A 26109-nucleotide genomic window follows, 5' to 3' on the forward strand; every position below is an offset into this window, starting at 1 on the left:
CTGGCGTCCTCGGGCCGGCTCCCGTAGCCTGCGCCCCTCCGAGGACACCATGTATCCCGTCGTCTTCGAGATCTTCGGGTTCCCGATCTCGTCCTTCGGGCTCCTGCTCGCCGTGGGCTTCCTGGCCGGAACCTGGCTGACGGCCCGGCGGATGGCGGAGATGGGGCTCGACCCCGAGGGCGCCACCACCCTGCTGATCTACGCGATGGTGGGGGGCATCGGCGGCTCCAAGCTCTACTACGCCCTCGACATGTGGCTGCGCGGCGAGCTTCCGTTCGCCGAGGCGTTCCTGTCGCGCGCGGGGATCACCTTCTATGGCGGGCTGCTCGGCGCGATCGGGCTGTGCTGGATCGGGACCCGGATCCACCGGATCCCCAGCTCGGCCTTCTTCGACGCCGCGGCGCTCGCCGGCGCGATCGGCCAGGCCTTCGGCAGGCTCGGCTGCTTCCTGGTGGGCGACGACTACGGCAGGCCGACGGACGCGCCCTGGGGCATGGCGTTCCCCGAAGGCGCCCCGCCGACACTCGAGCGCGTGCACCCGACCCAGCTCTACGAGATGGTCTGGCTCTTCGCGCTCACCGCCTTCCTGTGGTGGCGCCGGAAGCGCAGCCCGCTGTTGTGGGGGGAGTACCTGGTGCTCGCCGCCGCCGGCCGCTTCGCCGTCGAGTTCCTGCGCGTGAACCCGCGCGTGTGGCTCGGGCTCAGCGAGGCGCAGCTGATCGCGATCGCGCTCGCGCTGGTGGGCGGGGTGAGCTGGCTGGCCGCGGCGCGGCGTACCCCTGCTCCGGCCACGACCTGACGCCACGGGGAGGGGAGCCCTTGTCGCGAGCCCAGGACACACGCAGCCGCATCCTCGAGGTGGCCGAGCGCGAGTTCGCCACCGAGGGCTTCGCGGGCGCGCACCTGCAGAAGATCGCCGAGCAGGTGGGCGTGCGGAAGACGGCGCTCTACTACTACTTCGAGAGCAAGGCGGCGCTCTACACCGCGGTGCTCGAGGACATGCTCGAGACCTTCGACCGCGCGCTGGTCGAGGCGCTCACGGGCACCGATGCGCCCGAGAAGCGCCTCGAGCGGCTGGTGACGGGCTTCCACCATCTGCTCGCGGAGCACCCGTCCTACGCGCGGATCCTGATCCGGGTCTTCGTCGACAGCCCCGGGGTCGACGCGAGCCGCGTGCTCCCGATCGTCGAGCGCGTGATCGGACGCCTGTTCCGCTTCTACCGGGAGGGCGTCGACGCGGGCGCCTTCCGCCGGCTCTCCTCGCGCCACTTCTTCCAGCACTTCCTCGGCCTCGGCATCTTCCACTACGCGGCGCCCTCCTTCAGCGCGCCCGTGCTGGGGGTCGAGGACATCTTCTCGGCGGAGGCCGTGGCCTGGCGCACCGAGGAGGTGCTCGGCGTGCTCCAGGACGGCGTGCTGCGCCGCGAGGGCAAGCCGGAGCCCCAGCGCATGCGCCCGCCGCGGCCGGACTGAACGCCACGAAGGGGGCCGTCAGCGCGCTGCCGCCAGGGTGCGTCCGAGCGCACTGGCGCGCGCCGAGAGCGTCGCGGCGCTCTCGCCTTCGACGAGCTGGCCGAGCCGCGAGATCGCCGCCAGCGCCAGCTCCCGGAAGCGCGCGTCCTCGGGTGCGTGGGGCTGGCCGGCCCAGTGCTCGAGCTGGTCGAGCGCGCGCTCGTAGTCGCCGTGCAGCCAGGAGCTCATGCCCTCGGCGTAGGAGGTGGCCGCCCGGAGCGCCGGCTGCGCGGGATCGCGCGCGCTGGCCTCGGCGAGCGCCCGGCGCGCCTCGTCGAAGTGGCCGCTCTCGAGATAGGAGCGGGCTGCCAGCGCGTAGCCCGCGACCGCGTCGCCGTGGATCGAGGCGAAGAGCGCGTCGAGCGGCTCCCCGAGCACCTCCTCGGCGAGCGAGGCGTTCTCGAGCAGGTAGCGCGCGACGAACCCGTTCTCGCGGTGCGCGGCGAGGAGCACGCGGAACTGCCGCCGCGTCTGTTCGAGCAGCGATTCGCTCTCGCCGAGCGCTTCCTCGAGCCGCGTGCGCGACGCACGCAGGATCCGCGCGAACTCGTCGAACAACGCCTCGCTGCCCGGCTCCGCGTCGCTGCGCGCCGCCTCCACCTTCGGCGCGTAGACCTCGAGCTGGTAGAAGTTCTCGCGCAGCTTCATGGCCTCGTGGAAGAGCGAGCCCACGGCCAGGTCGAAGAGCGCGACGCGCGGCAGCTCGGCGCCCGCGTTCGCGCCACGGAACAGCGCGTGCGAGCGCTCCTTGAGCCGGAACAGCACGCTCGCCTCGTCGCCGCCGACCAGCCGCTGCACCTCCTCCCAGCGCAGCGTGCCCTGCCGGTGGCGCTCGAAGAGACGGTGCAGCTCGCGGTGCGCGAGCAGGAACTCGCGCACGATGTCGACGAGACCGGCGTCGCTGCGGGACATGAGGCAGGAGCATAACCGCGCGCGCATCGTGCCCCGCATCCGAGACCCCGGGGGATCCGCTCCGGAGGATCGGACAGAAGAGGGATGGAAGGGCTCCGTTGACCCGCGGGAACGGTCCCCTTACGTTGAGCCCGAACCGAGAGGCCGGCGGCCGCCGGAGGAGAGCGGGATGAGCGAGATCGAACGCGAGAGCCTCGAGGTCGACGTCCTCTACGTCGGGGCGGGCCCGGGAACGCTGGCGTCGGCCCTGCACCTGATGCGCTCGATCGACCGCCACAACGAGGAGGCCGCGAGGACCGGCGCCGCCCCGCTCGAGAAGCCGAGCGTGCTGGTGATCGAGAAGGCGGCCGGCGTCGGCGACCACTCGCTCTCGGGAGCCGTCGTCAACACGCGGGCGATCGCCGAGCTGATGCCCGACTTCCAGGCGCAGGGCTTCCCGACCGAGTACGTCTGCGACGACGCCTCGTTCTACGTGTTCTTCCGCTCCTTCACGATCAAGAGCCCGATCTGCCCGCCCAACTTCCAGAAGAAGGGCTACCACGTCGCGTCGCTCTCGAACATCACCAAGTGGCTCGCGGAGAAGTGCGAGGCGGCCGGCATCGACATCTACCCGGGCTTCGCGGGCGACCAGCTCCTCGTCGAGGGTGGGCGCGTGGTCGGCGTGCGGATCGGCGACATGGGTGTCGACCGCAACGGCAAGCCGAAGGCGAACTACCAGCCCGGCATGGACATCCGAGCGAAGGTGACGGTGCTGGGGGAGGGCGTGCGCGGGAGCCTCACCAAGCAGCTCATCGAACGCTTCGAGCTCGAGGGCCCGTATCCGCAGGTCTACGAGACGGGCATCAAGGAGATCTGGCGGGTCCAGCCCGGGAAGCACAAGCCCGGGCGCGTGATCCACGGCTCGCTCTTCCCGGACTTCCTGAAGCAGTTCAACGGCATGTGGCTCTACGACATGAAGGACCACCTCGTGTCCTTCGGCTTCGTGACGATGCTCGACTCGAAGAACCCCTTCAACGACCCGCATCTCGAGGCGCAGCGCTTCAAGACGACGCCCTTCATGCGCGACCTGCTCGAGGGCGCGGAGCTCGTGCGCTACGGCGCCAAGACGCTCCCGATCGGCGGCCTCTACTCGCAGCCGAAGCTCTACTGCGACGGGGCCCTGCTGGTCGGCGACGCGGCGAGCATGCTGAACCCGTTCAAGCTGTCCGGCGTGCATCTCGCGATGAAGACCGGGATGCTGGCAGCCGAGACGATCGTGGATGCGCTCGCGCGGGACGACTTCTCGTCGGTCACCCTGGGCGGCTATGCGGAGCGCTACCGCGCGAGCTGGGCCTACCAGGAGCATCGGGAGGCGCGCAACTTCCACGGCTCGACCGAGGTGAGCCCGATCTTCGCGATGGGTCTCAACATCCCGCTGATGCTGATCACCGGGGGGCGCGGCCTCGTCGACCCGCTGCCCTTCACGGCCGGCCACACGCACATGAAGAAGCTCTCCGAGCTGCCGGCCGGGAAGCGCCGGAAGGAGGCCTTCGAGTTCGACGGCAAGCTCACCTTCTCGAAGGAGCACCTGGTCCAGTTCAGCGGCGCCCAGCACGAGGTGGACCAGCCCGCGCACCTGGTGGTGGCGGACGTCGACCTGTGCAGCGACGTCTGCACGGTGGAGTACGGCAACCCCTGCGAGAGCTTCTGCCCGGCCGCGGTCTACGAGATGATGCCGGACCCCGAACAGGCCGGACGCAAGAAGCTCTTCATCCACCACGAGAACTGCGTGCACTGCAAGACCTGCGACATCGCCGATCCGTACCAGGTGATCACCTGGACCCCGCCGCAGGGCGGAGAGGGCCCCGATTACACGAACATGTGATCAGGCACGCAGTGCAGCCCCGGACGATCCCGCGCGCAGCGCCTTCTGGATCGCAGCGGCCGTCTCGCGGTCGGAGGCCACCACCAGCGAGGTGGCGGGCGCGTCGAGGGAGTCGGGGAAGGGCTCGCCGGCGGCGGTCTCGACGAGCGCGCCGCCCTCGCGGGCGATCAGGGTCGGGATCCGGCCGCGCGCGCTGATCGTCGCGTACTTCGAGACGCGCAGGCCGCCGCGCACGCCCGGCACCAGCGGCGCGAGCGCCACGGCCCCGCCGCAGGCGCGGTCGATCGCGAAACCCTCGGCGCACAGGCGTGCCTCGATCGCGTCGGGGACGCCGTCGCTGAGGAACAGGCGATTGCCGCTCGTCGTGCAGCGGGCCGGCTCGGAGGTTCCTCCCGGCCGGGCGCGCCGCGCGCCGCCGCCGCGGACGGCCTCGAAGCGCAGGGCCTCGCGCGGCAGCGCCACCACCGCCGCCTCGAATCGTTCGGCGATCGCGAAGCCCGCCATCACGGCGTACAGCCCGCGGCCGGCCAGGTAGAAGTGGAGGGTCCCGTCGATGGGGTCGACGACGATGCGATGCGAGGGCGCGGCGCCGGTGAAGAGCTCGACGCTGTGGGTCGCCTCCTCGGCCTCGAGGCGCACCGCGCGAAAGCGCGCCAGCAGCGGCACCAGGAGCGCCTCCTGCGCCGCGGTGTCGGCGATCGTGAGGGCGGCCTTCACGGCGGTGCTCTCGCCCGCCTTCGGGACGTTCGGCACGCGCCCCTGGAGCGCGGTGGCAATCGCGGCCGCCTGGTCGAGCGCCGGCGCGAGCGTGCGCACGAACTCCCCGGGCGTGGGCAGGGCCTCCATGCCGCGGCGGAGTAGCCCAGCCGCCGTGCCGACACCAGCGGCCGGCGCCGCGGGCGGGCGCTGAGGCCCATGGCGCTGCGCGCGGTCACCTTCGACTGCTGGCAGACGCTGCTCGCGGACGGCAACCTCGACGCCGCCCGCGAGCTGCGCACGGCGGCGCTCGTCGAGGCCTCTGCCGCGCGCGGCGTCGAGGTCGCGCCCGAGGCCGCCCTCGCGGCGATCCGCGCCGCGCACGGCCGCCACGTCGAGCTCTGGTCGCGCGGGATCGGCAGCGGCTCGCCCGAGATCGCGGGCTGGGCGCTCGCCTCGCTCGGCATCGACGACGCTCCGCTCGCCGCGGCGCTCGGCCGCCGCTTCGAGGACGCCGGCCTGGCTGGCGAGGTCGAGGCCCTGCCGGGCGCCGGGGAGACGCTCGCCGCGCTCGCCCGGCGCGGCGTCCGCCTCGCGCTCGTCTGCGACACCGGCTTCAGCGGGGGCCGCATCGTGCGCCGCTTCCTGGCGCGCGTGGGCCTGCTGGACGCGCTCGAGATCCTGGTCTTCTCGGACGAGGTCGGCGTCCCGAAGCCGCACCCGCGCATGTTCGAGGCCGCGCTGGGCCCCCTCGGTGTCGACCCGGCCCACGCGGTGCACGTCGGCGACCTGCGCCGCACCGACGTGGCGGGCGGGCGCGGCCACGGCATGGGCACTGTGCGCATCCGCGCCACCCACGACGACCTCTCGGATCACCCGGAGGCGGACGCCGTCGCCGACAGCCACGCGGAGCTCCGGGAGCTGCTCTGCGCGAGACTCCCCTGAAGCCAGGCAGGAGGCCGCCATGTGCATCGGCTGCAATCCGAAGCTCGAGACCGCGCTCCGCCTGATGGTCTCGCGCCGCGAGGTGATCGCGGGCGGGATCGGCGCGCTGGCGGCGCCGCTCGCGCCGCACGTCGCACGAGCGCAGCCCGAGCGCGCCGAGATCCTGTTCCGCAACGGGACCGTGCTCACGATGGACCCCGCCCGGCCGCGCGCCGAGGCGGTCGCGGTCGCCGGCGGGCGGATCCTCGCGGTCGGCGCGGAGCACGAGCTCGAGGGCCTGCGGGCGGCCGGGACGCGCGTGGTCGACCTGGCCGGCGGGGCGCTCCTGCCGGGCTTCGTCGATCCCCACATGCACACCATCTTCGCGGCCTTCGAGAGCTGGCTCGACGCCGGCCCCTTCGCGCGCCGGACCCTGGACGAGGTCGTCGAGGCGCTGCGCGCGCAGACGGCGAAGACGCCGCCGGGCGGGTGGGTCAAGGCCTGGCAGTTCGACGCCTCGATCACGCCCGGCACGATCCCGATCGATCGCGCGCTCCTCGACCGGATCGCCCCCGAGCACCCGCTCTTCCTCTTCGAGTCGAACGGCCACATCGCGCACGTGAACAGCAAGGCGCTCGCCGCGGCCGGGATCGGCCGCGAGACGCCCGATCCGCCGCAGGGGCGCTTCGAGCGCGACGCGAACGGCGAGCTCACCGGCCGGCTCGACGAGGGGCCGGCGCTCGCGCCCTTCCTCGCCCGGATCGGGATGCCCGGACCCGAGGAGCTCGCGGCGGCGATCGGGCGCCTGTTCCGCAAGGCCGCGAGCCGCGGCTGCACGAGCCTCTTCGACTGCAGCATCGGCGCGCTCGGCCCGGCCGACCTCGAGCTCCTCCGGGGCGTCATGGCCGCGGACCCGCCGATCCGCTTCGGCGGCGCCCTCGTCTCGACGCACGCGAAGGCGTGGCGCGACGCCGGGCTCGCGCCGGGCTTCGGGAACGAGCGCTTCCGGATCGGCGCCGTGAAGGCATGGTCCGACGGGTCGAACCAGGGGCGCAGCGGCTACCAGCGCCAGCCTTATCTGGGCTCCGGAGGCCGGGGCGCCCTCAACTACACGCCGGAGGCCCTGACCGAGACCGTGCGCGCCGCCCACGACGCGGGCTGGCAGGTCTGCGTGCACGCCAACGGCGACGCCGCGATCGACACCACGCTCGACGCCTACGAGGCCGCGCTGGCGGCCCGGCCCCGTCCCGGCCACCGGCACCGGATCGAGCACTGCTCGATCCTCCACGACGACCAGATCGCGCGGATGAAGGCGCTCGGCCTGTCGCCCTCGTTCCTGATCGGCCACGTCCACTTCTGGGGCCGCGCCTTCCGCGACGAGATCCTCGGGCCCGCGCGCGCGAGCCGCCTCGACCCCTGCGCCTCCGCGTTGCGCGCCGGCCTGCGCCCGAGCCTGCACTCGGACTGGAGCGTGACCGACATCGAGCCGCTGCGGCTCGTCGAGAACGCCGTCACGCGCCGGATGCGCGACGGCGGCGAGGTGCTGAACCCGGCCGAGCGCGTCACGCCGGAGGCCGCGCTGCGCATGGTGACCGCCGACGCGGCCTGGCAGTGCGGGCGCGACGCGACCGGCGTCCTGGCCGCCGGCAAGGCCGCGGACCTCGTGATCCTCGCCGCGGACCCCACCCGCGTGGACCCCGCGGCGCTGCGCAGCATCGCCGTCCGCGAGACCTGGCTCGACGGCGAGCGGCGCTTCCAGGCCTAGTGCCCGGCGCCCCCAGGGCCCGGGCGGCGCGCGCGGAAGCCAGAGGGTGGGGAGCCCGGTCGCCCGAGCTCCCCACCCTCCTGCCGGCGCCTCACCCCCCTTGGAAGCGCCGGCTCTGCGTGGTCGGGGTACGAGGGGTCGGGGGTTCCTGGTGTCCCGGATCGGACGTTCGCCTGCATTCGATCACGGCTACGGGCCGCGCGCAGCGTTGCGCTCCCTCCCCATAGCGACGGCTATGGCCCGGTCGCGCGCCTTGCGAGCGGCCCGTAGCCGCGATCTCGGTGCACACCCAGCCGGAAGCGACGGCTCGCGACTTCGACGGCGAACGTCCGATCCAGGACACTAGCTGCAGCCCATCGAGAGCCCGCAGTTGGGGCACTTGTAGCAGGAGCCGTTGCGGACGGTGATCGAGCCGCAATCCGTACACGCGGGCGCGTCGGCCTGGTTGACGAAGGCCTGCTGCGCCGCGGGCCTCGCCTCGGCCAGCGCCGGGCGCCCGGAGCCGCCCGCGACCGCGGCGCGCGGCAGCGCGCGCACCGTCGCCGCCTCGAGCCCGTCGGCCTCCTGCTCCTCGGGCGGCGCCTCGCTCTGCAGGAAGCGGCTGCCGAGGTAGCGGAACACGTAGTCGGTCACCGACTTCGCGAACGGGATCTCGGGGTTGTTGGTGAAGCCCGAGGGCTCGAAGCGGGTGTGGCTGAACTTGTCCACCAGGGCCTTCAGCGGCACGCCGTACTGGAGCGCGATCGAGGTCATCGTGGCGATCGTGTCCATGAGGCCGGAGACCGTGCTGCCCTCCTTGGCCATGCGCAGGAAGATCTCGCCGGGGTCGCCGTCCTCGTAGAGGCCGACGGTGAGGTAGCCCTCGTGGCCCGCGATCGAGAACTTGTGGGTCCGCGCCACCCGCTCGTCGGGGAGCTTCACGCGCCGCGGCCGCGCCTCCTCGATCGAGATCACCTGGGCACCGGCGCCCGCTGCCTCGTCCTTCGCCTTCCCCGTGTTGAGCGGCTGCGAGCGCTTGCAGCCGTCGCGGTACACGGCGAGCGCCTTCAGCCCGAGCCGCCAGGCCTCCGTGTAGGCGGTCGTGATGTCGTCGATCGTGGCTTCCTCGGGCAGGTTCACGGTCTTCGAGATCGCGCCCGAGAGGAAGGGCTGGACGGCGCCCATCATGCGCACGTGGCCCATCCAGTGGATCGAGCGCTTGCCACTGGCCGGCCGGAACGCGCAGTCGAAGACCGCGAGGTGCTCCTCGCGCAGCTCGGGGGCGCCCTCGATCGTCTCCTGCTCGTCCACGTAGCGCACGATCGACGCGATCTGCTCGCCCGAATAGCCGAGCCGGGCCAGCGCCATCGGGACGGTCTGGTTCACGATCTTGAGCAGCCCGCCGCCGACCAGCTTCTTGTACTTCACGAGCGCGATGTCGGGCTCGACCCCGGTCGTGTCGCAGTCCATCATGAAGGCGATCGTGCCGGTCGGAGCCAGCACCGTGGTCTGGGCGTTCTTGAAGCCGTGCCGGCGGCCGTGCGCCAGGGCGTCGCTCCAGGCGCTGCGCGCCGCGGCGAGCAGGTCGGCCGGAACGCCTGCCGCCGGGATCACGTCGGCGGCCGCCTTGTGCATGCCGATCACGTCGAGGAACGACTCGCGGTTCTCGCGGAAGCGCGGGAAGGGGCCCATCGCCTCGGCGATCTCCGCCGAGCTCAGGTAGGCCTGCCCGCACATCAGCGCCGTCACCGCGGCCGCCAGGTTGCGGCCCTCGTCGCTGTCGTAGGCGAGCCCGCGCGACATCAGCAGTGCGCCCAGGTTCGCGTAGCCGAGCCCGATCGTGCGGTAGAGGTGGCTGTTCTCGGCGATCCGCGCCGTCGGGTAGTCGGCGTGGTCGACGAGGATCTCCTGGGCCAGGAACACCACCGCCACCGCGCGCCGGAACGACTCGACGTCGAAGCGGCCCGCCTCGTCGACGAAGCGCATCAGGTTCAGGCTCGCGAGGTTGCAGGCCGTGTCGTCGAGGAACATGTACTCGGAGCAGGGATTGCTGGCGTTGATCCGGCCCGAGGTCTTGCACGGGTTCCAGCGGTTGATCGTGGTGTCGTACTGGATGCCGGGGTCGCCGCAGGCGTGGGCGGCCTCCGCCATCGCGTGCATCAGCCGGCGCGCCGGGAAGGTCTCCACGGGCTTGCCGGTCAGCACCTCGCGGGTCTGCCACTCGCGGTCGGCGCGCACCGCCTCCATGAAGCCGTCCGTCACGCGCACCGAGTGGTTCGCGTTCTGGAAGAACACCGAGTCGTAGGCGCCGCCCGGCACGTTGAAGCCGCCGTCGTAGCCGGCCTCGATCAGCGCCCAGGCCTTCTTCTCCTCGTCCCACTTGCAGCGCGCGAACTCGAGGATGTCGGGATGCTCGGCGTCGAGGATCACCATCTTCGCCGCGCGCCGGGTCTTGCCCCCGGACTTGATGACGCCGGCGAAGGCGTCGAAGCCCTTCATGAACGACACCGGCCCCGAGGCGATGCCGCCCCCCGAGAGCTTCTCGTGCGAGGAGCGGATCCGCGACAGGTTGGAGCCCGCCCCCGAGCCGCCCTTGAAGAGCGTGGCCTCGGTGCGCGCCAGCTCCATGATCGACTCCATGGTGTCGTCGACCGAGTTGATGAAGCAGGCGCTGGCCTGCTGCGGCGTGTCGGGGACGCCGAGGTTGAACCAGACGGGGCTGTTGAAGCTGGCGAGCTGGTGGACCAGCACGTGGGTCAGCTCGTCGCGGAAGCTCTGGCCGTCGGCGGGCGTGCGGAAGTAGCCCGAGGCGTCGCCCCACCCGGCGATCCGGTCGACCACGCGGCCGATCAGCTGCTTCACGCTGTGCTCGCGGTCGGGCGAGCCGACGTGGCCGCGGAAGTACTTCGAGACCACGACGTTCGTGGCGAGCGCCGACCAGGCGGCGGGCACCTCGACGTCGTTCTGCTCGAAGAGGGTCTCACCGCGCTCGTTGGCGATGCGGGCGGAGCGCAGCTCCCACGCGACGCGATCGAAGGGGTCCTCGCCGGCGCGCGTGAAGTGGCGCGGGATCGCGAGGCCGCGCGGCTTGCGCGCACCTGCCCGCACCCGGGGCCGCCAGGTCCCGTTGATGGAACGCTCGCTCGCGTGCTGGACCTCGGTCACGTCGCTTCCCCCGGTTCGACTGTTGGCAGACCGACTGTTGGCAGATCGACGATCGACGGGCTGGCGGTCGCTGCGTGATGGGCGGAGCTCCGGGCCGCTTCGCCCCGGGGCGCCCTCGTGCCGAGTGAACCCCCTCGAGCTCCCCCGATCCGAGAGCTCGCCTGCGAGACCCGAGCAGGGCATGGGACGTAGGAGCGAGCGGCCGAGCCACCCGGAGACCGGATCACGAAGAGACCGAGCCACGAGGAGGCGAAGAGGGCGCCCAGAGCCACCCGGCCTTTCGAGCCGGGCATTCCGGGCGCCCCCCGAGCCGGGTCCGGGTCCTCCTTCCCTTCACCAGCTCGCCACCCGCCAGCGACCGCCTTGTTACTGAACCCCCCCAAGTCGCTGGCAGGCCGTTCACATCCCCGTGATGCTGGGTGTACTCCTCGGGGCCGGGAGCGTCAACGGGAAAATACAAGATGTCGCGGGAGAGGGCGGATGGAGGCACAACCCATCGTGTTCGTAGGCCCTGGACGGCCGCGGAGGGCCCCTCTCGAAGAGGGCTTGCCAGGGGGCAGCGGGACCGGTCGCGCAAGCCCGCGTCGCAGCGTGATTTACGCGGCGCGTTGGCTCACTGCGTCAGCCATCAGACGGGAACGCCCGTGAAACGGACCCCGACGCCCTCGGGAATCCGGTAGCGGACGTTGAGGCCGATCAGGAGCGCGGTCACGCCCTCGACGTAGCGGGCGTTCGCGAGCGGCCCGCCGTCGATGCCGCGCAGCCCGGGCACCAGCCCGCAGAGCTCCATCACGAGCTTGCGCGCAGCGGGGGGGCCCGAGACCACGACGTCGCATTCGACGGGATGGGCCAGCTCCCGGAGCCGGTGGGCCGAGACGTTCTGGAAGGCCGACACGACCGGGACGCCCGCGGGCACGAGCGACGCGACGAGCTCCGCGCACGAGCCCTGCCACACCCCGACCGTGCGCACCGGCCCGTCGCCGATCGCCGTGGCGAGCGGCACGCCCATCGACACCACCACGTGCTGCGCGCCGAGCCGCTCCTTCACCGCCTTCACCGTGTCCGCCGTGTGCTCGAAGGGCACCGAGAGGATCACGAGCGGCGCCTTCGCGACGGCGTCGGCGTTGTCGAGGCCCGCCACGTCGGCGCCGGGGACGGCGGCGCGCACCTCGCCGGCAGCGGCCTGCGCGCGCTCGAGCCGGCGCGAGCCGATCACGACCGGCCGGCCCGCCTGCGCGAAGCGCAGCGCGAGGCCGAGGCCCTGGTCGCCGGTTCCACCCAGGATCGCGATCGCATGGGGATCCATGGCGCGGGAGACTAGAGCCCCTCTCGCGAACCCGCTTCCCGCGGCCGGCCTCGGCGCGATCGTCGCCGCGATCTCCTCGCGTGGCTAGGCTGTTCGCGATGGCCACGTCGGGCAACGACGAGCACCGCTTCGTCCCGAGTGCGATCGCGCAGGAGGGCCCGGGTGCGCTCGCCATCACCTGGGCCGACGGCCACCGGAGCGTCTACCCGGTGCGCGCGCTGCGGCTCGCGTGCGCCTGCGCGTACTGCGTCGACGAGTGGACCGGCCGCGGGCAGCTCGACGAGGCGCGGGTGCCCGCCGACGTCCACCCGCTCCAGATCGCGCCGGTCGGGCGCTACGCGCTGCGGATCACCTGGAGCGACGGGCACGAGAGCGGGATCTACCCCTTCCAGCGCCTGCGCTCGCTGTGCGGCTGCGAGGACTGCCGCGCGCAGGAGCCGTAGCCGGCCCGCGCGCAGGACACGAAGCCGGCCCGGCGCGCCGCGCCGGCGCGCCCGCCGTCGCGAGCGGCGCCACGGCTATCCTCCGGCGCCGTGGACCTGCGCCCCCTCCCGCCGCGCGACTACACGGACGAGACCCGGACGCTCGCGCCGCACGGCCTGCGGCTCGTGCTCGTCGCGGTGGGGCTCGGGTGCGTCGCGCTCGGGGCGGTCGGCGTGGTCACGCCGGTGCTCCCGACGACGCCCTTCCTGCTGGTCGCCGCGGCCTGCTTCGCGCGCGCGTCGCCGCGCTTCTACCAGCGCCTGCTCGCGAACCCCACCTTCGGGCCGCTGATCCGCGACTGGCGCGAGCAGCGCGCCATCCCGCTGCGCGCAAAGCTCACGGCGATCGCCACCATCACGCTCACGATCGGCAGCTCGGTCGTCTTCTTCGTCGAGCCGCGCTGGGCCGACGCGCTGATGGTCGCGACCGGCGTCACGCTCTGTACCTGGCTGTGGCGCCAGAAGACCCTCGAGCGGGGCTGATCAGCCGGGCGAGCCGAAGCGGCGGTAGCCGGCGCGGACCAGGTGGTGCACGGCCGACGGGAAGAGCCGCTTCGCCCAGTCCACGACGTAGGTCTCGCGGCACACGCGCACGCGCAGCGCGCCGCGCTCGACGCCGCGCGCGATCTGCTCGGCCACCACCGCGGGGTCGATCGCCTGGCGCTCGAAGCGCTCGACCATCCGCGCCTTCGTGTCGGGGTCGGCCGTGCGGCTCGCGCGCACGATGTTGGTGCGCACGCCGCCCGGGTGGACCACGGTCACGCCGATCCGGGCGTCCGCGAGCTCGGCCCAGAGCGCCTCCGAGAAGCCACGCACGCCGAACTTGGTGGCGCAGTAGCTGCTCTGGGTCGGGAGCCCGATCAGGCCGAAGAGGCTCGACACGTTCACGAGGTGCCCTTCGGGCCGCCGGCGCAGGTGCGGCAGGAAGGCCTTGCAGCCGTGCACGACGCCCCAGAGGTTCACGCCCACGATCCAGCGCAGGTCCTCGATCGACTGCTCCTCGAGCGTCCCCGTTACCGACACGCCGGCGTTGTTGACGACGAGGTCGACGCCGCCGTGGGCCGCGACGGTCTCGGCGGCGAAGGCCACGACGGCCTCCCAGTCGGCGACGTCGACGGCGTGGGTCGTGGCGCGCCGGCCGAGGGCTTCGACGCGACGGGCGGTTTCGGCGAGGCCGGCCGCGTCGACGTCCCCGAGCGCGAGCGAGCAGCCGCGGCCCGCGAGGACCAGGGCCAGCGCGCGGCCGATCCCGCTCGCCGCGCCCGTCACCACCGCTACCTTGCCGTGCAGCTCCACGCGCGCCCTCCCTCACGCCGCCGGCGTCTCGAGCAGCCGGGCGAAGAGCTCCTCCATCGCGGCCACCTGGTCGAGCGCCACCCACTCGCGGGCGGTGTGGGCCTGCTCGATCGAGCCCGGACCGAGCACCACGGCGGGGATCCCGCGCGCGGCGAAGACGCCCGCGTCGGTGGCGAAGCCGGCCGCCGCGGGGGGCGCGTCGCAGCCGGCCGCTGCGAGCGCGGCGCGGCAGGCCCGCACGCACGGGGCGGCCGGGTCGGTGGCGAGCGCGGGCTTGCGCGCCTCCAGGTGGGTGAGCGCGACGTCGTCCGCCAGGCCGGCGTCCCGCAGCACCGCCTCCACCTCGCGACGCACGTTCGTGGCGTCCTCGCCGGGGAGCAGCCGGCGGTCGGCCACCAGCCAGGCGTGGTCCGGGACGACGTTGAAGGCGTGGCCCCCGCCGACGCGGCCGACCGAGAGCGTGGCCGGGCCGAGCGCCGGGTCGCGGCGGGCGGCGAGGCGCTCGGCGAGCCCGGCGAGCGCGAGGGCGGCGCGCGCCAGCGCGTAGATCGCGTTGCGGCCCGCCTCGGGCGCGCTCGAGTGGCCGGCCCGGCCGTGCGCCTCGAGGCGCAGCTCCGCGATCCCCTTGTGGTGGGTGACGACGCGCAGGCCGGTGGGCTCGGTCGCGAGCGCCCAGGCGGGCCGCGCGGCGCCGAGGTGCGCGAGCACGTCGTGGACGCCCGCGCTCCCGAACTCCTCGTCGGCCTCGCCGACGACGACCAGCGGCCGGCGCAGCGTGCCGCGCGCCAGCACCCGCTCGAGCGCGGCGACGAGCGCCGCCATCCCGCCCTTGGTGTCGCAGGCGCCGCGCCCGTAGAGCCGTCCTGCGGCGAGGTGCGGGTCGAAGGGAGCGATCTCCATCCCGTCCACCGGCACCGTGTCGAGGTGCGAGGCCACCAGCAGCGGGGCGCCCCGCGCCCCGGCAGGGCGCGCCTCGGCGACCACGCTCGCCCGCTCGCCCGTCCCGATCACCGCCGCGTCGAGGTGGAGCCGGCGAAGCTGCGCCGCCAGGTGCTCCGCATAGCGCCGCTCACCCGTGATCGCCGCCGGCAGGTCGTCGCGCCCCATCGGATTCACCGACGGGATCGACACGTAGTCGCGCAGCAGCTCGAGGCTCCGCTCCGCCACCCGCCGACCATACCGCAGGCCGGGACGCCCCCCGATCAGAGCCAGTGGACCCAGGCGCCGTGCCAGTGGGTGCGGGCGAGGAGGCGGTCCTCGCCGCCGGGCCAGAGCAGGAGGCGGAGCTCGGCCTCGTCGAGCCGGGCGCCCTCCATGCGCAGCCAGGCGAGGGGGGCACCCGGCGTGGCGCGGGCGCCCGCGGCCCGCACGTCGGTGTCGATGCGCTGGCGCTCGGCCCCGGAGAGGTACCACCAGACGACCGAGTGGAAGAGCACCGTCGCCTCGCCGGGCGCCGGTGCGGCCAGCTCGCGGGCCACCCAGTCGCCGGCGTGCGCCGCCTCGACCGGCGGCGGCTCCGGCCGCAGCGCGGCGATCGCGGCGCGGAGCGTCGCGAGACGCTCGAGCTGCTCGGGCCAGACGAAGGACTCGAGCTTCCGGCACTGCTCCCCGTCGCGAAGATCGATCGGAGCCACGTCGCAGCCGGCGCGGCTCGCCACCCGCACGGGGGCCGCGAGGGGCGGCAGCGCTCCCGACCAGTCGCTGCCGAGCACCACGCGCGCCCGGGGCTCGCCCCAGCCCTGCGGCCCGAGCGCGTAGCGGTAGCGGTCCCAGCCGAGGTTCAGGCCCGCGCTCGCGCCCACCTCGCGCAGCCGCAGCGGCAGCCCCGTCTCGTGCGCAACGCGCAGGAAGCCGCCGAGGAGGACCGCGCAGCGGCGGACCTCGTTGGTCTGGACGGGCCGGGCGACCGCCGCGACGCGCAGATCGTCGCGCCGCTCGCGCGCGAGGGCGTGGAGCGCGCGCCAGGCCCCCTCGGCCTCGTAGCGGCCGCCCGCGGAGGGATAGTGGGCCGCGAGCGCCGGCGCGTCGCCCGCGAGCACGAGCGCATGGACCGCCGCGAAGATGCGTAGAGCCAGCGCGTCGAGGAGCGGGTGGCCGCGGTAGTCGGCCACGATCTCGGCGAAGACGCCGCCCGCGGCTAGATCGCCGCCGGCGCGCGCGAGGAGCTCGGCGTAGATCGGCGAGCCGGTGGAGGCACAGCCCAGGGCCTGGCTGCGGAAGGCCTCGGCGAGCATCCCGCGCGAGGGGGCCTCGCGGCTCACGGCCCGGCCTGCTCCAGCGGGAAGGCGCGCACCCGCCGCAGGCGCCGCGCCAGCGCGAGGGGCCGCTCGGGGAGCGTGGCGCAGTAGGCGACGAAGCCGGGCAGCGTCGCGAAGGTGCGCTCCGCCGCGGCGAAGCGCGGATCGGCGCGCAGCGTCTGCTCCTGGCGCACCGGCGGCGGGCTCGCCGGGTCGCGCCGGTAGCGGCGCACGTAGTCGAGCAGCCGCGCGTGGTAGCCGGGATCCTCGACGATCGCCCCGATCGTGCCCGCCCGCGGGTGCGTGCCGGCGATCATCTCCCCCACCTGCCGCTCGAGCTCCTCGAGCCCGTCCGGGAACATCTCGAGGAGCTGGAGGTCGTAGACCGGGTTCAGGTGCACGACCTGCATCACGTGACCGATGATGGTGTCACGCTCGGAGAGGAAGCCGGTCGGGTCGATCATCGAGACCGGGTCGTCGAGCACGCGCAGGAGCTGGTGGAAGCCGAACGAGATGCCCTTCTGCCGGTAGTAGTCGCGCGCGGCCGGCTCGATCACGAAGCGCAGCATGTCGAGGCCGCCGAAGAAGACCTGCCACGGCGTCGGCTCGGCGGGCGCGTAGCCGCGCTCGGCGAGGAGCGCGAGGCGGCGGCGGATCTCGCGGCGGTCGAGCCACAGGCGCACGGTCCGCGCGAGGCGCGTGGCCTTGCCGGCGAGGGCACGCGGCCCGCCGATCGCGGCCGCGACGAGCCGCCAGGGCGGCGCAGCGAGGCGGCGCGATCCGGCGGGCGCGGCGGCCGGCGCCGGCGCCCCGGCGTCGGCCCTCACGCCGTCTTCCCGACGCCGCCCATGAAGTCGCCGCCTGCGCCCCCGGCAGGCCCCGCCACCTCGACGATGCGCTCCGGCACGTCGTCGTACTCGAGGCGCAGGGCACGGCTCATGATCGCGTGCATCTCGTAGAGCGCGGTGATGTAGGTGAGCTCGAGGATCTCCTCGTCGCCGAGATGCTCGCGCAGGCGCGCGAAGGTGGCATCCTGGACGCGGCCGTTCTGGAGCACCAGCTCGTCCACGTAGGCGAGCACCGCGCGCTCGGCCGGCGCGAAGACGGCGGCGCCGGCCCAGCTCGCGATCGCCTGGATCTTCTCCTCGGGGAGGCCGACGTCGCGCGCCGCCTTGCAGTGCTGCGAGTAGACGAACTGGCTCTCGCGCAGGAAGCCGGCCCGGGTCTGGCCGAGCTCGCGCAGGCAGGGGTCGAGCTTGCGCTTCGCGCTGCGGTAGAAGGCGAAGCCCGCCACCGCGTGGCGGAAGCAGTCGGGCACCAGCGCGAACACCGTCCACCAGTCGCCGCGCGTGCCGGTCGCGGTGCCGGGCTCGGCCACCGGGCAGCGCCCGCCGAAGAGCATGTCGTAGATCGTCTGCACGTCCGCGGGCGCCTCGGCGCGCGGGACCTGTCGGAGTCTGGGCATCGCAGGAGGGCCTCCGGCCCGATCTTAGTGCGCGCCCGCTAGTGCGCGCCCGCGCCCGAGCGCCCCTTCCAGGTGGCGCCGCGCGCCCGGCGGTGGCGGCGCGCCGAGTCGATCGTCATCGCCGCGTAGAGGATCCCCGCCAGCGGGAGCCCGAGCGCCGCGGCGGCCGGCCGCCCGTAGAGCGCGAGCGTCGGCACGAAGGTGGCGGCCGAGAGCGCCCAGGCGGCTGCGCCCAGCGCGCCGGCCGCGGCGTCGCCGTGCCAGGGCCAGAGCAGGACGGCGAGCGGCGGCGCCAGGTACAGGAGCGCGAGCCCCGCGATCGTGCCCGCGAGCCGCCGGGGCGAGCAGGCGAGCTGCGTGTAGGCGCTGCGCGCCACCATGTTCCAGACGTCGGCGATGCCGGTGCAGGGGCGCACCGAGCGCTCGCTCGTCGAGAGGCCGAGCCAGATCGGGCCGCCGCGCTTCACGGCGCGCCCGAGCGCGCAGTCGTCGATCACCTCGCCGCGCAGCGCCGCGATGCCGCCGGCGCGCGCCAGCGCCTCGCGCCGCACCAGCACGCAGCCGCCGGCCGCGGCTGCCGTCCGCGCGCGCGGGTCGTTGACGCGCGGGAAGGGGTAGAGCTGCTGGAAGAAGTAGACGAAGGCCGGCACCAGGAGGGCACCCCAGCCCGGTCCCGCGTGCAGGAGCACCATCTGCGACACCAGGTCGCGTTGCATCGCCCCGGCTGCCGACACGAGACGCCGCAGGCTGTCGGGCCCGTGGACGACGTCGGCATCGGTGAGCAGCCAGAAGGCGTGGTCGCCGGCGCCGGCGCGCGTCCCGGTCTCGACCGCCCACATCTTGCCGACCCAGCCCGGCGGGCGCGGCGGTGCCCGCACCACCGTGAGCCGGGCACCGTGCGGATGCGCCTGCGCGACCCGCTCCGCGACCTCCGCCGTGCCGTCGCTGCTCTCGTCGTCGACGAGCACGATGCGCAGCGCCCCCGGGTAGTCCTGGTCGAGGAGCGAGCCGAGCGTCGCGGGCAGGAGCGCGGCCTCGTCGCGCGCCGGCACCACGGCCACGACCGCAGGCCAGGAGGCGGGCGCCGGCGCGCGGCCGTCGAGGCGCTGGTCGCAGAGCCAGAAGCGCCCGTGCCCGAAGGCGAGGTAGAGCCACGCCGCGAAGGCGAGCGCGCAGGGGAGGGCGAGGCTCACGCCGCCTCCCCCGGGAGCGCCGCCAGGAAGTCCACGAGCGCCTCGTTCACCGCCTCGCGCGCCTCGAGGTTGACCACGTGCCCCGCGCCCGGCACCACCACGAGGCGGGCGCCCGGGAGCGCCGCCGCGAGGCTCTCGCAGGGCCCGCGCGACACGGGATCGCGTTCCCCCACGACGAGCAGGGCCGGCTTGCCCAGCGGCGCAAGCTGCGCGGCGAGCTCGCGCCAGCCGGGCTGCACCGCGAGGAGCCCGCGCAGCGTGTGTGCGATCGCCTGCGGCGCGTGCTCGAGGAAGCCCTGCTTCACGAGCGCTGCCGCTCCCGGGTCGAGGCCCGAGCCGGGCCCCCACGCGAAGCGCGCGCCGGCCGCCTCGAGCCCCTCGCGCTCGATCGCGTCCGCGAAGGCCAGCGCCCAGCCGCGCTGGCGCGTGCCCTCGCCGGCGCCGGGCGGGAGCGCCATCAGCACGAGCGCGCGCACGCGCCCGGGCTGCGCGGCAGCGAAGCGCGCCGCGATGCCGGCGCCCATCGAGAGGCCGCCCACGACCGCGCGCGCCGCGCCCAGGTGGTCGAGCACGCGCCCGACGTCGGCGACGAAGCGCTCGGGCGCGTAGGCCGCCGCGCCCGCCGGCGCCTCGCTGCGCGCGTGGCCGCGCAGGTCGAAGGCGGCCGGCCGCGCGCCCGCCCGCAGGGCCCGGAGCTGCGGCCGCCAGTTGCGCGCGCTGCCGCCGAAGCCGTGCAGCAGGCACACGACCGCTCCGCCCCCGTCCGAGCCCTCGCGCTCGAGGTGCAGCGCCACCTCGCCCGCCACGCGCTCCGCCGCCACCCCCGTCCTCCGTCGCCCTCCGGTCCCGTGTGCCATCATGCCGCCGCCGTGAGCGAAGCGAAACGCCCCGTCCCGCCCCCGATCCCCTCGGCGACGATCCTGCTGCTCCGCGAGGAGCCCGGGCCGCTCGAGGTGTTCATGGTCCAGCGCCACCACGCGGTCGACTTCGCCTCGAGCGCGCTCGTCTTCCCGGGCGGCAAGGTGGACCCGAGCGATCACGATCCGGACCTGCACGCCCGCTGCGCGGGTGCCGCGAGCCTCGAGCCCGCGGCGCTCGCGCTCCGGATCGCGGCGGTGCGCGAGACCTTCGAGGAGGCCGGGGTGCTGCTCGCGCGCCCGCAGGGCTCCGGCGCGCTCCTCCCCGGCGCGCGGGCCGGCGCGATCGAGGCGCGCTGGCGCGGCGCGCTCAACGAGGACCGCACGACGATCGGCGCCATCGCGGCGACCGAGGACCTGGTGCTGGCGCTCGACGCGCTGGTCGCCTTTGCGCACTGGATCACGCCCGAGCTCCTGCCGAAGCGCTTCGACACCCACTTCTACCTGGCGGCGGCCCCGGCCGGCCAGGCCGCGACGCACGACGGACACGAGTCGGTGGACTCGCTGTGGATCGCGCCGGCGCGCGCGCTCGAGGAGGCGGCCCGGGGCCGGCTCTCGATCCCCTTCCCGACCCGCATGCAGCTCGCGAAGCTCGCGCGCGCGCACTCGGTGGCCGACGCCCTCGACCGCGCGCGCGCCGCGCCGGTGCTGCCCACGGTCGGCCGGGGCGCCGGCGGCCCGGTGCTCCGGATCCCGGCCGAGGCCGACTACGACCTCGTCGAGGCGCCGATCGACGAGCTGCGCTAGCGGCCCGCGCTCACCCCGCGGCGGCGAGCGCGCGGATCGCGCGCATCCCGACCGTGCGGATCCCGGCGGCGGCCAGCGCCGCACGGCCCTCCTCGCTGCCGTAGAAGCGGTGCTCGAAGGTGCGCGCGTGATGGCCGGGCCCGAGCGCGCGCAGCTCCGCGCCGTCGCGCGCGGGATGGGTGATGAAGTAGGTGACGCCGGGCGCGAGGCGCTCGAGCCGGGCCCGCGTGTGCGCCGCGCCGGCGCCGGGCTCGAAGCCGAGCGAGTCGGCGTCGAGCCCGTCGAGGATCGGCTGGCCCGACCCCTCGATGAGCTCGACCGCGCGGCGGATGATCGGCTCGGCACCGGCCAGGCCCGCGCGCGCGAGGGCCTCGGCGTCGGGCCGCACCGCAAGCGCCGGGATCCGGAACTCGCGTGCGAGCTTCGCGTAGATCTCGACGAAGGGCGGGAAGAAGGCGGTGCCCATGTGGGCGTCGAGGTGCGTCACGTCGATGCCCGCCGCGAGCGCCGTCTCGATCTGCGCGCGCAGCTCGATCTCCACCTCCTCGGGCCGGGCGCGCTGGGCCACCTCGAGGGAGGTGCGCGGCAGGTAGCCCTCCGCGTCCACCAGCGACGGCACGGCGCGGCGGCCCGCGACGGGGCCCCAGCGGTAGCGCGACCACTCGGCGTTGAGCGTGAGATGGACGCCGAGGTCGTAGGCGCCCGGGTTCGCGCGCGCCCGTTCGGCCGCGCCGGGGAACCAGGGGCAGGGCACCATCAACGAGCCGCAGGTGACGGCGCCCGACTCCATCGCCTCGAAGGCGCCAGCGTTCGCGGCATGACACATCCCGATGTCGTCGGCGTGGAGCACGATCACGCGATCGCCGGCGGCGAAGCCGAGGCGCTCGGCGAGCGAGGGCGGGGCGGGCGGGGCGGACGGGGCCGGCATGCTGACCTCCAGGGGCCGGCGATGATACCCTGCCGCCGCCGTGCCCCACGACCTCGCCGCCCTGGCCGCGCTCGCCGAGCGCGCCGTCGACGCCGCCCGCGCCGAGATCCTGCCCCGCTTCCGCAAGGTCGGGGTGGAGACCAAGGCCGACGGCTCGCCGGTCACCGAGGCGGACCGCGCCGCCGAGCGCGCGATGCGCCGCGTCCTCCAGCAGGGCGACCCGGGCGCCGCGATCCTCGGCGAGGAGCTCGGCGCCGAGGGCGACACCGCGCGCGGCGCCGCCTGGGTGATCGACCCGATCGACGGGACGATCGCCTTCGCGCGCGGCATCCCCCTCTTCTCGACCCTGCTCGCGCGCCTCGAGGACGGCGTGCCCGTGCTGGGCGTGATCGACCTGCCGGCGCTCGGCGAGCGGACCGTGGGCTGGACCGGCGGCGGCGTGCGCCGCAACGGCGAGCCGGTGCGCTGCTCGACCGCCAGCGACCTGCAGCGCGCGATGGTCGCCCACGGCGACGGCTTCTGCTTCGTGCGCGCCGGCGAGCAGGAGGCGTACCTGCGGATGGCGCGCGAGCTGCCGCTCTTCCGCGGCTACACCGACGGCTTCGGACACGCGCAGGTGTTGGCCGGAGCGGTGGACGCGATGGTGGACCTCGACCTGAACCCGTGGGACGCGGCCGCCACCCAGGCGCTGGTGCCCGCGGCCGGCGGGCGCTGCGAGACGATCCGCTACCCGGAGCAGGGCAAGATCGGGCTCGTCTTCGGGGCGCCGGCGCTGGTCGAGGCGCTGGTCGCCCACCTGGCCCGCAAGCCGGCCGGCTGAGGCCGGCAACCCCGCGCCGCCGGAGCGGTTTCGGCCGCGGCCCGGACCCCGGGCTTCGCTAGACTCGGCGGCCCCGCTCCCCCCGTGACGTGGAGACCCCCATGGCCGACCCCGCGCTCCCGACCCTCGACGACGCCCGCGCGCTGCTCGCCCCCGCCGAGGCGCTGCTCGAGCGCGCGCTCGCGAGCGCGCGCTCGCTCACGAAGCAGGGCGCCGCGATCGACGACCACCAGGTGCTCACCGAGCGCGTGGCCTACGCCGCCACCGAGGCGCGCGCCGCCCGCGAGCTCGTCGCCTTCGTCGAGCGCACGCAGGCGGAGGGGCGCGCCGACGCGCTCCTCGAGGCGACGGCGGCCGCCGCCGCCGCGGACCTGGTCACGAGCCTCGTGAACCGCCTCGCGCCCTCGGCCGACGAGCTCGGCATCGACGACGCGCTGCCCGCCGACCTGCGCCGGCGCCTGCGCGCGGCCGGCAGCGAGGCGGTGTTCCGCGCGCTCGGGCGCGCGGTCGGGCAGCGGCGCGGGCGCAACGAGACGCCGCTCGACGAGACGCTCGAGCAGGTGCGCGCCTCCGTGCGCGAGTTCGCCGAGAAGGAGATCGCGCCGCACGCCGAGCGCATCCACCGCCACGACGAGACGATTCCCGAGGAGTTCATCACGAAGATGGCCGAGCTCGGCTACTTCGGGCTCTCGGTGCCGGAGTCCTACGGCGGCACCGAGATGGGCAACCTCGCGATGATCCTCACCACCGAGGAGCTCTCGCGCGCGTCGCTCGCGGGCGCCGGGTCCCTGATCACGCGCCCCGAGATCCTCGCCAAGGCGCTGCTGGCGGGCGGCACCGAGGAGCAGAAGCAGCGCTGGCTGCCGCGGATCGCCGGCGGCGAGGTGATGGTGGGGATCGCGGTGACCGAGCCGGACGTGGGCAGCGACGTCGCCTCGGTCAAGTGCCGCGCCGAGCGCGCCACCGTGGGCGGCCGCGAGGGCTGGGTGCTGAACGGACCGAAGGCGTGGTGCACCTTCGCGGGCCGGGCCAACATCCTGGCGCTGCTCGCCCGCACCGACGGCAACCCGGCCTCGGGCGCGAAGGGGCTCTCGCTCTTCGTCGTCGAGAAGGAGGCGAGCCGCGAGCACGCCTTCAAGCAGACCCAGCCGGGCGGCGGCACGATGGAGGGCAAGGCGGACGCCACGATCGGCTACCGCGGCATGCACTCCTACACCGTGCAGCTCGAGCACTGGTTCGTGCCCGCGGAGAACCTCGTGGGCGGCGAGGGCGGGCTCGGCAAGGGCTTCTACCTCCAGATGGGCGGCTTCGCGGCGGGCCGGCTCCAGACCGGCGGACGCGCCTGCGGCCTCGCGCAGGCCGCCCTCGAGAAGAGCGCCGAGTACGTGCTCGACCGCATCCAGTTCGGCAAGCCCACGATCGAGTACGGGCTCACCCAGTACGAGCTCGGCCGCATGGCCGCGCGCCTCGCGGCGGCGCGCGCGATCACCTACGCCGCCGCCGAGGCGATGGACGAGAACGAGCGCCAGGCGGCGCCGCTCGCGGCGCAGGCCAAGCTCTTCGCCTGCGACGTCGCCGTCGAGATCACGCAGAAGGGCCAGATCCTGCACGGCGGCTGGGGCTACGCCGAGGAGTACCCGATCAGCCGCTACACCGTGGACGCCCTGGTGCTGCCGATCTTCGAGGGCGTGCGGCCGACGCTCACGCTGAAGGTGGTCGGGCGGAACCTGCTCGCTTCGTGAACGCGCGCCCGGCGCGCGGCGGCATCCCGGGGGCGCGCGGGCTCGCGTGGATCCTGCTGGCCGCCGGCCTCGTGGGCCTGGTCACCGGCTCGTGGGCGGGCGCGCAGCTCCAGCGCAGCCTCGCCTTCGGCGTGCCGCTGGCGTCGCCGTCGGGGCTCGCGGTCGACGAGGAGGGCCGGGTCTACGCCGGCACCGGCGTCGATCGCCTCCACGTGTACGGCGCCGACGGCCGCTTCGTGCGCGCCTGGTCCCTCGATCGCGGCGCGGGCCGCGTGCGGCTGCGGGTCGCGGCGCCGGGACGGATCGAGGTGGCCACCGGGGGCAGCGGGCGCCTCCACAGCTTCGACCACGACGGCCGGCTCACCGGGACGACCCCGGACGCCGGCGCGTTCGCGCGCTTCGGACCGACGCAGGATCGCGTCGCGGAGGGGCCCGGCGGGACGCGCTACGAGATCGAGGGCGGCGCGCTCGTGCAAGCGGCGCCGCCCCCCCGCCACGTCCTGTCACCGGCGGTCCACGCGCCGCTCGCGTGGTTCGCGCGAGCCCCGATCCAGGCGTTGACGCTGGTCCTCGGCACGAGCACCGCGGCGATCCTGGTCGGCATCGTGCTCGCGAGCCGGCGCCGCGGGGCCTCGCCGGCACGCGCGCGCTGACCTACCGTCCGCCCGTCGCCCCGGCCGGTCCCGCCGGACCGCCCCATGCAAACGAGCCCGCCCGCCTTCCCGCCGGCCCGGCCGCGCCTGCTCGATCGCGTCCGCCAGGCGCTCCGCCTGCGCCACATGAGCCCGCGCACCGAGGCCGCCTACGTCGCCTGGATCCGCCGCTTCATCTTCTTCCACGCCAAGCGCCACCCCGCCGAGATGGGCGCCTTCGAGGTGACCGCCTTCCTCTCCGACCTCGCCGTACGGGGGCGCGTGTCGGCCTCGACGCAGAACCAGGCGCTCGCCGCGCTGCTCTTCCTGTACCGCGAGGTCCTCGGCCGCGAGCTCCCGGGCATCGACCAGGCCGTGCGTGCGCGGCGGCAGCGCGCGCTGCCGGTCGTGCTCTCGCGCGAGGAGGTGCGCCAGGTGCTCGCGAAGCTCGAGCCGACACCGCGCCTGGTCGGCACCCTCCTCTACGGCAGCGGCCTGCGCCTGCTGGAAGCCCTGCGGCTGCGGGTGAAGGACGTGGACTTCGAGCGCCGCCAGCTCCTGCTGCGCGAGCCCAAGGGCGGCCGCGACCGCGCCGTCCCGCTGCCGCGTGTCGCCGAGGCGCCGCTCCGCCGCCACCTGGCCCGCGTGCAGCAGCTCCACCAGGCGGACCTCGCCCGGGGCCTCGCCGGCCCGCCGCTGCCTCACGGGCTCGAGCGCAAGTACCCGGGTGCGCCGCGCGAGTGGGCGTGGCAGTGGGTCTTCCCCGCCACGCGCGTCGGCGCCGCCCCCGATGGCCGCCGCTTCCGCCACCACCTGCACGAAACCGTCCTGCAGCGCGCCGTGAAGCTGGCCGTCCAGCAGGCCGGTCTCACCAAGCGCGCCACCTGCCACAGCTTCCGACACTCCTTCGCGACCCACCTCCTCGAGGACGGCGCCGACATCCGCACCGTCCAGGAGCTCCTCGGCCACCGCGAGCTGCGCACCACGATGATCTACACCCACGTCCTCGACCGCGGCCCCCTCGGCGTCCGCAGCCCAGCCGACCGCCTGTGACCCCGACCCGGAGGCTCACGGCTCGATCCCCGACGGGCGTCTTCCCTGCGATCTCGCAACCGACCGAGCAAGCCGCCCATATCCTGCACGCCCCCACCGCCGAACCCCGGCCCCCTTGGCACCCCCGATCCCCCATCTCGGCCCCGCACCGCCAGAACCCGCGCCACCCCCCACCGCCCGAATGTATTATCCACCCCGGCCATGCACCTCACAGGGAACGGGGGGTGTTGGCCAATAATAGTTAGCCAGCAGGGACTGATCAGCGTTCTTGGTACAGCAAGAGCTCTCGCGACCGCGATCGCGGTGCTTCGTGCGGAGGCTAGTCGCGACACCTTGCCATGCAGCTCCGCTCGGCCGCCCTCGAGCCAAGACGGCCCGTTCTCCTCGGCGGCGCCCGTCTTCGTAGAGGGTCGCTCAGCGCACACATCTGCTGGCTGGGGCGGCGCCGCCGTCTGCCGCCCGCGCAGTGCTCTC

The 26109-nt window shown here is 74.6% G+C and carries 24 protein-coding genes; 12 read left to right on the forward strand and 12 right to left on the reverse strand.

All coding sequences use genetic code 11. The features are described from left to right. The first annotated feature begins 49 nt into the window (after positions 1 to 49). Positions 50 to 799, forward strand: coding sequence for a prolipoprotein diacylglyceryl transferase (locus OZ948_05135; protein ID MEB2344103.1), 750 nt, complete (start codon positions 50 to 52; stop codon positions 797 to 799). A gap of 20 nt (positions 800 to 819) precedes the next feature. Further along, on the forward strand, positions 820 to 1473 hold the full coding sequence (locus tag OZ948_05140; protein MEB2344104.1) for a TetR/AcrR family transcriptional regulator: 654 nt from the start codon (positions 820 to 822) through the stop codon (positions 1471 to 1473). A gap of 18 nt (positions 1474 to 1491) precedes the next feature. Here the strand turns inward: OZ948_05140 and OZ948_05145 are convergent, their stop codons facing one another. After that, positions 1492 to 2424 carry a hypothetical protein gene (locus tag OZ948_05145; protein ID MEB2344105.1) on the reverse strand — a complete coding sequence of 311 codons (933 nt, stop codon included), beginning with the start codon at positions 2422 to 2424 and terminating at the stop codon, positions 1492 to 1494. A 169-nt stretch (positions 2425 to 2593) separates the two neighbouring features. Here OZ948_05145 and OZ948_05150 point away from each other — a divergent pair, with 169 nt between their 5' ends. Beyond that, on the forward strand, positions 2594 to 4288 hold the full coding sequence (locus tag OZ948_05150) for an electron transfer flavoprotein-ubiquinone oxidoreductase (GenBank protein MEB2344106.1): 1695 nt from the start codon (positions 2594 to 2596) through the stop codon (positions 4286 to 4288). Here OZ948_05150 and OZ948_05155 read toward each other — a convergent pair whose 3' ends face one another. Further along, on the reverse strand, positions 4289 to 5134 hold the full coding sequence (locus OZ948_05155) for a hypothetical protein (protein ID MEB2344107.1): 846 nt from the start codon (positions 5132 to 5134) through the stop codon (positions 4289 to 4291). A gap of 69 nt (positions 5135 to 5203) precedes the next feature. Between OZ948_05155 and OZ948_05160 the strand changes: the two genes are divergently transcribed. Together OZ948_05160 and OZ948_05165 are read left to right on the forward strand one after the other, a co-directional pair. Next, a complete protein-coding gene (locus tag OZ948_05160) occupies positions 5204 to 5929 on the forward strand; it encodes an HAD family hydrolase (GenBank protein ID MEB2344108.1) in 726 nt (241 codons plus the stop codon). Between the two features lie 19 nt (positions 5930 to 5948). Then, positions 5949 to 7673: an amidohydrolase gene (locus OZ948_05165; protein ID MEB2344109.1), complete on the forward strand. Its 1725-nt coding sequence runs from the start codon at positions 5949 to 5951 to the stop codon at positions 7671 to 7673. A 342-nt stretch (positions 7674 to 8015) separates the two neighbouring features. Here the strand turns inward: OZ948_05165 and OZ948_05170 are convergent, their stop codons facing one another. Together OZ948_05170 and npdG are read right to left on the reverse strand one after the other, a co-directional pair. Further along, complete coding sequence (locus tag OZ948_05170; GenBank protein MEB2344110.1) at positions 8016 to 10760, reverse strand: vitamin B12-dependent ribonucleotide reductase; 2745 nt, start codon at positions 10758 to 10760, stop codon at positions 8016 to 8018. A gap of 685 nt (positions 10761 to 11445) precedes the next feature. Further along, on the reverse strand, positions 11446 to 12123 hold the full coding sequence (npdG, locus tag OZ948_05175) for an NADPH-dependent F420 reductase (GenBank protein ID MEB2344111.1): 678 nt from the start codon (positions 12121 to 12123) through the stop codon (positions 11446 to 11448). Between the two features lie 98 nt (positions 12124 to 12221). On the opposite strand from npdG, the gene OZ948_05180 reads away from it, so the two are divergent. Together OZ948_05180 and OZ948_05185 are read left to right on the forward strand one after the other, a co-directional pair. Continuing rightward, a complete protein-coding gene (locus OZ948_05180; GenBank protein ID MEB2344112.1) occupies positions 12222 to 12566 on the forward strand; it encodes a DUF971 domain-containing protein in 345 nt (114 codons plus the stop codon). A 90-nt stretch (positions 12567 to 12656) separates the two neighbouring features. Beyond that, a complete protein-coding gene (locus OZ948_05185) occupies positions 12657 to 13088 on the forward strand; it encodes a YbaN family protein (GenBank protein MEB2344113.1) in 432 nt (143 codons plus the stop codon). Here the strand turns inward: OZ948_05185 and OZ948_05190 are convergent, their stop codons facing one another. Genes OZ948_05190 through OZ948_05220 form a run of 7 tightly spaced genes read right to left on the reverse strand, consistent with a single transcriptional unit; the run spans position 13089 to position 19617 of the window. Beyond that, positions 13089 to 13901 carry an SDR family NAD(P)-dependent oxidoreductase gene (locus OZ948_05190; protein ID MEB2344114.1) on the reverse strand — a complete coding sequence of 271 codons (813 nt, stop codon included), beginning with the start codon at positions 13899 to 13901 and terminating at the stop codon, positions 13089 to 13091. Between the two features lie 12 nt (positions 13902 to 13913). Then, positions 13914 to 15068 carry a M20/M25/M40 family metallo-hydrolase gene (locus OZ948_05195; protein ID MEB2344115.1) on the reverse strand — a complete coding sequence of 385 codons (1155 nt, stop codon included), beginning with the start codon at positions 15066 to 15068 and terminating at the stop codon, positions 13914 to 13916. Positions 15069 to 15103: 35 nt separating this feature from the next. Then, positions 15104 to 16162 (reverse strand): DUF2332 domain-containing protein, encoded by a 1059-nt coding sequence (locus OZ948_05200; protein MEB2344116.1) that lies wholly within the window; start codon positions 16160 to 16162, stop codon positions 15104 to 15106. Further along, positions 16159 to 16965 carry a hypothetical protein gene (locus tag OZ948_05205; GenBank protein ID MEB2344117.1) on the reverse strand — a complete coding sequence of 269 codons (807 nt, stop codon included), beginning with the start codon at positions 16963 to 16965 and terminating at the stop codon, positions 16159 to 16161. The genes OZ948_05200 and OZ948_05205 overlap by 4 nt, the downstream gene beginning before the upstream one ends. Further along, positions 16962 to 17603, reverse strand: a complete 642-nt coding sequence (locus OZ948_05210) for a carboxymuconolactone decarboxylase family protein (GenBank protein ID MEB2344118.1) — start codon at positions 17601 to 17603, stop codon at positions 16962 to 16964. Before OZ948_05210 ends, OZ948_05205 begins: the two co-directional genes overlap by 4 nt. 38 nt (positions 17604 to 17641) lie before the next feature. After that, positions 17642 to 18796: a glycosyltransferase gene (locus OZ948_05215; protein ID MEB2344119.1), complete on the reverse strand. Its 1155-nt coding sequence runs from the start codon at positions 18794 to 18796 to the stop codon at positions 17642 to 17644. Further along, positions 18793 to 19617, reverse strand: coding sequence for an alpha/beta fold hydrolase (locus OZ948_05220; GenBank protein MEB2344120.1), 825 nt, complete (start codon positions 19615 to 19617; stop codon positions 18793 to 18795). The genes OZ948_05215 and OZ948_05220 overlap by 4 nt, the downstream gene beginning before the upstream one ends. Before the next feature lie 48 nt (positions 19618 to 19665). Between OZ948_05220 and OZ948_05225 the strand changes: the two genes are divergently transcribed. After that, positions 19666 to 20460, forward strand: a complete 795-nt coding sequence (locus OZ948_05225) for an NUDIX domain-containing protein (GenBank protein ID MEB2344121.1) — start codon at positions 19666 to 19668, stop codon at positions 20458 to 20460. Between the two features lie 10 nt (positions 20461 to 20470). Here the strand turns inward: OZ948_05225 and OZ948_05230 are convergent, their stop codons facing one another. Further along, positions 20471 to 21388, reverse strand: coding sequence for a polysaccharide deacetylase family protein (locus OZ948_05230; GenBank protein MEB2344122.1), 918 nt, complete (start codon positions 21386 to 21388; stop codon positions 20471 to 20473). A gap of 40 nt (positions 21389 to 21428) precedes the next feature. Between OZ948_05230 and OZ948_05235 the strand changes: the two genes are divergently transcribed. The 4 genes from OZ948_05235 to OZ948_05250 all read left to right on the forward strand — a co-directional run bounded on the left by OZ948_05235 (position 21429) and on the right by OZ948_05250 (position 25635). Continuing rightward, complete coding sequence (locus OZ948_05235; GenBank protein ID MEB2344123.1) at positions 21429 to 22208, forward strand: histidinol phosphate phosphatase; 780 nt, start codon at positions 21429 to 21431, stop codon at positions 22206 to 22208. A gap of 101 nt (positions 22209 to 22309) precedes the next feature. Continuing rightward, positions 22310 to 23950, forward strand: coding sequence for an acyl-CoA/acyl-ACP dehydrogenase (locus tag OZ948_05240; protein MEB2344124.1), 1641 nt, complete (start codon positions 22310 to 22312; stop codon positions 23948 to 23950). Further along, on the forward strand, positions 23947 to 24603 hold the full coding sequence (locus OZ948_05245) for a hypothetical protein (protein MEB2344125.1): 657 nt from the start codon (positions 23947 to 23949) through the stop codon (positions 24601 to 24603). The genes OZ948_05240 and OZ948_05245 overlap by 4 nt, the downstream gene beginning before the upstream one ends. Before the next feature lie 45 nt (positions 24604 to 24648). Continuing rightward, complete coding sequence (locus tag OZ948_05250; protein MEB2344126.1) at positions 24649 to 25635, forward strand: integron integrase; 987 nt, start codon at positions 24649 to 24651, stop codon at positions 25633 to 25635. Positions 25636 to 26109: the final 474 nt, after the last annotated feature.

It is taken from the genome of Deltaproteobacteria bacterium (genome assembly GCA_035063765.1).
Lineage (GTDB): Bacteria > Myxococcota_A > UBA9160 > UBA9160 > PR03 > CAADGG01.

Bases quoted from the DNA above. Each gene is read 5' to 3' on its own strand.
- OZ948_05250 (MEB2344126.1), top strand. From the start codon at position 24,649: ATGCAAACGAGCCCGCCCGCCTTCCCGCCGGCCCGGCCGCGCCTGCTC.
- OZ948_05155 (MEB2344107.1), bottom strand. From the start codon at position 5,134: ATGGAGGCCCTGCCCACGCCCGGGGAGTTCGTGCGCACGCTCGCGCCG.
- OZ948_05180 (MEB2344112.1), top strand. From the start codon at position 12,222: ATGGCCACGTCGGGCAACGACGAGCACCGCTTCGTCCCGAGTGCGATC.
- OZ948_05165 (MEB2344109.1), top strand. From the start codon at position 5,949: ATGTGCATCGGCTGCAATCCGAAGCTCGAGACCGCGCTCCGCCTGATG.
- OZ948_05135 (MEB2344103.1), top strand. From the start codon at position 50: ATGTATCCCGTCGTCTTCGAGATCTTCGGGTTCCCGATCTCGTCCTTC.
- OZ948_05230 (MEB2344122.1), bottom strand. From the start codon at position 21,388: ATGCCGGCCCCGTCCGCCCCGCCCGCCCCGCCCTCGCTCGCCGAGCGC.
- npdG (MEB2344111.1), bottom strand. From the start codon at position 12,123: ATGGATCCCCATGCGATCGCGATCCTGGGTGGAACCGGCGACCAGGGC.
- OZ948_05150 (MEB2344106.1), top strand. From the start codon at position 2,594: ATGAGCGAGATCGAACGCGAGAGCCTCGAGGTCGACGTCCTCTACGTC.
- OZ948_05210 (MEB2344118.1), bottom strand. From the start codon at position 17,603: ATGCCCAGACTCCGACAGGTCCCGCGCGCCGAGGCGCCCGCGGACGTG.
- OZ948_05240 (MEB2344124.1), top strand. From the start codon at position 22,310: ATGGCCGACCCCGCGCTCCCGACCCTCGACGACGCCCGCGCGCTGCTC.
- OZ948_05145 (MEB2344105.1), bottom strand. From the start codon at position 2,424: ATGTCCCGCAGCGACGCCGGTCTCGTCGACATCGTGCGCGAGTTCCTG.
- OZ948_05160 (MEB2344108.1), top strand. From the start codon at position 5,204: ATGGCGCTGCGCGCGGTCACCTTCGACTGCTGGCAGACGCTGCTCGCG.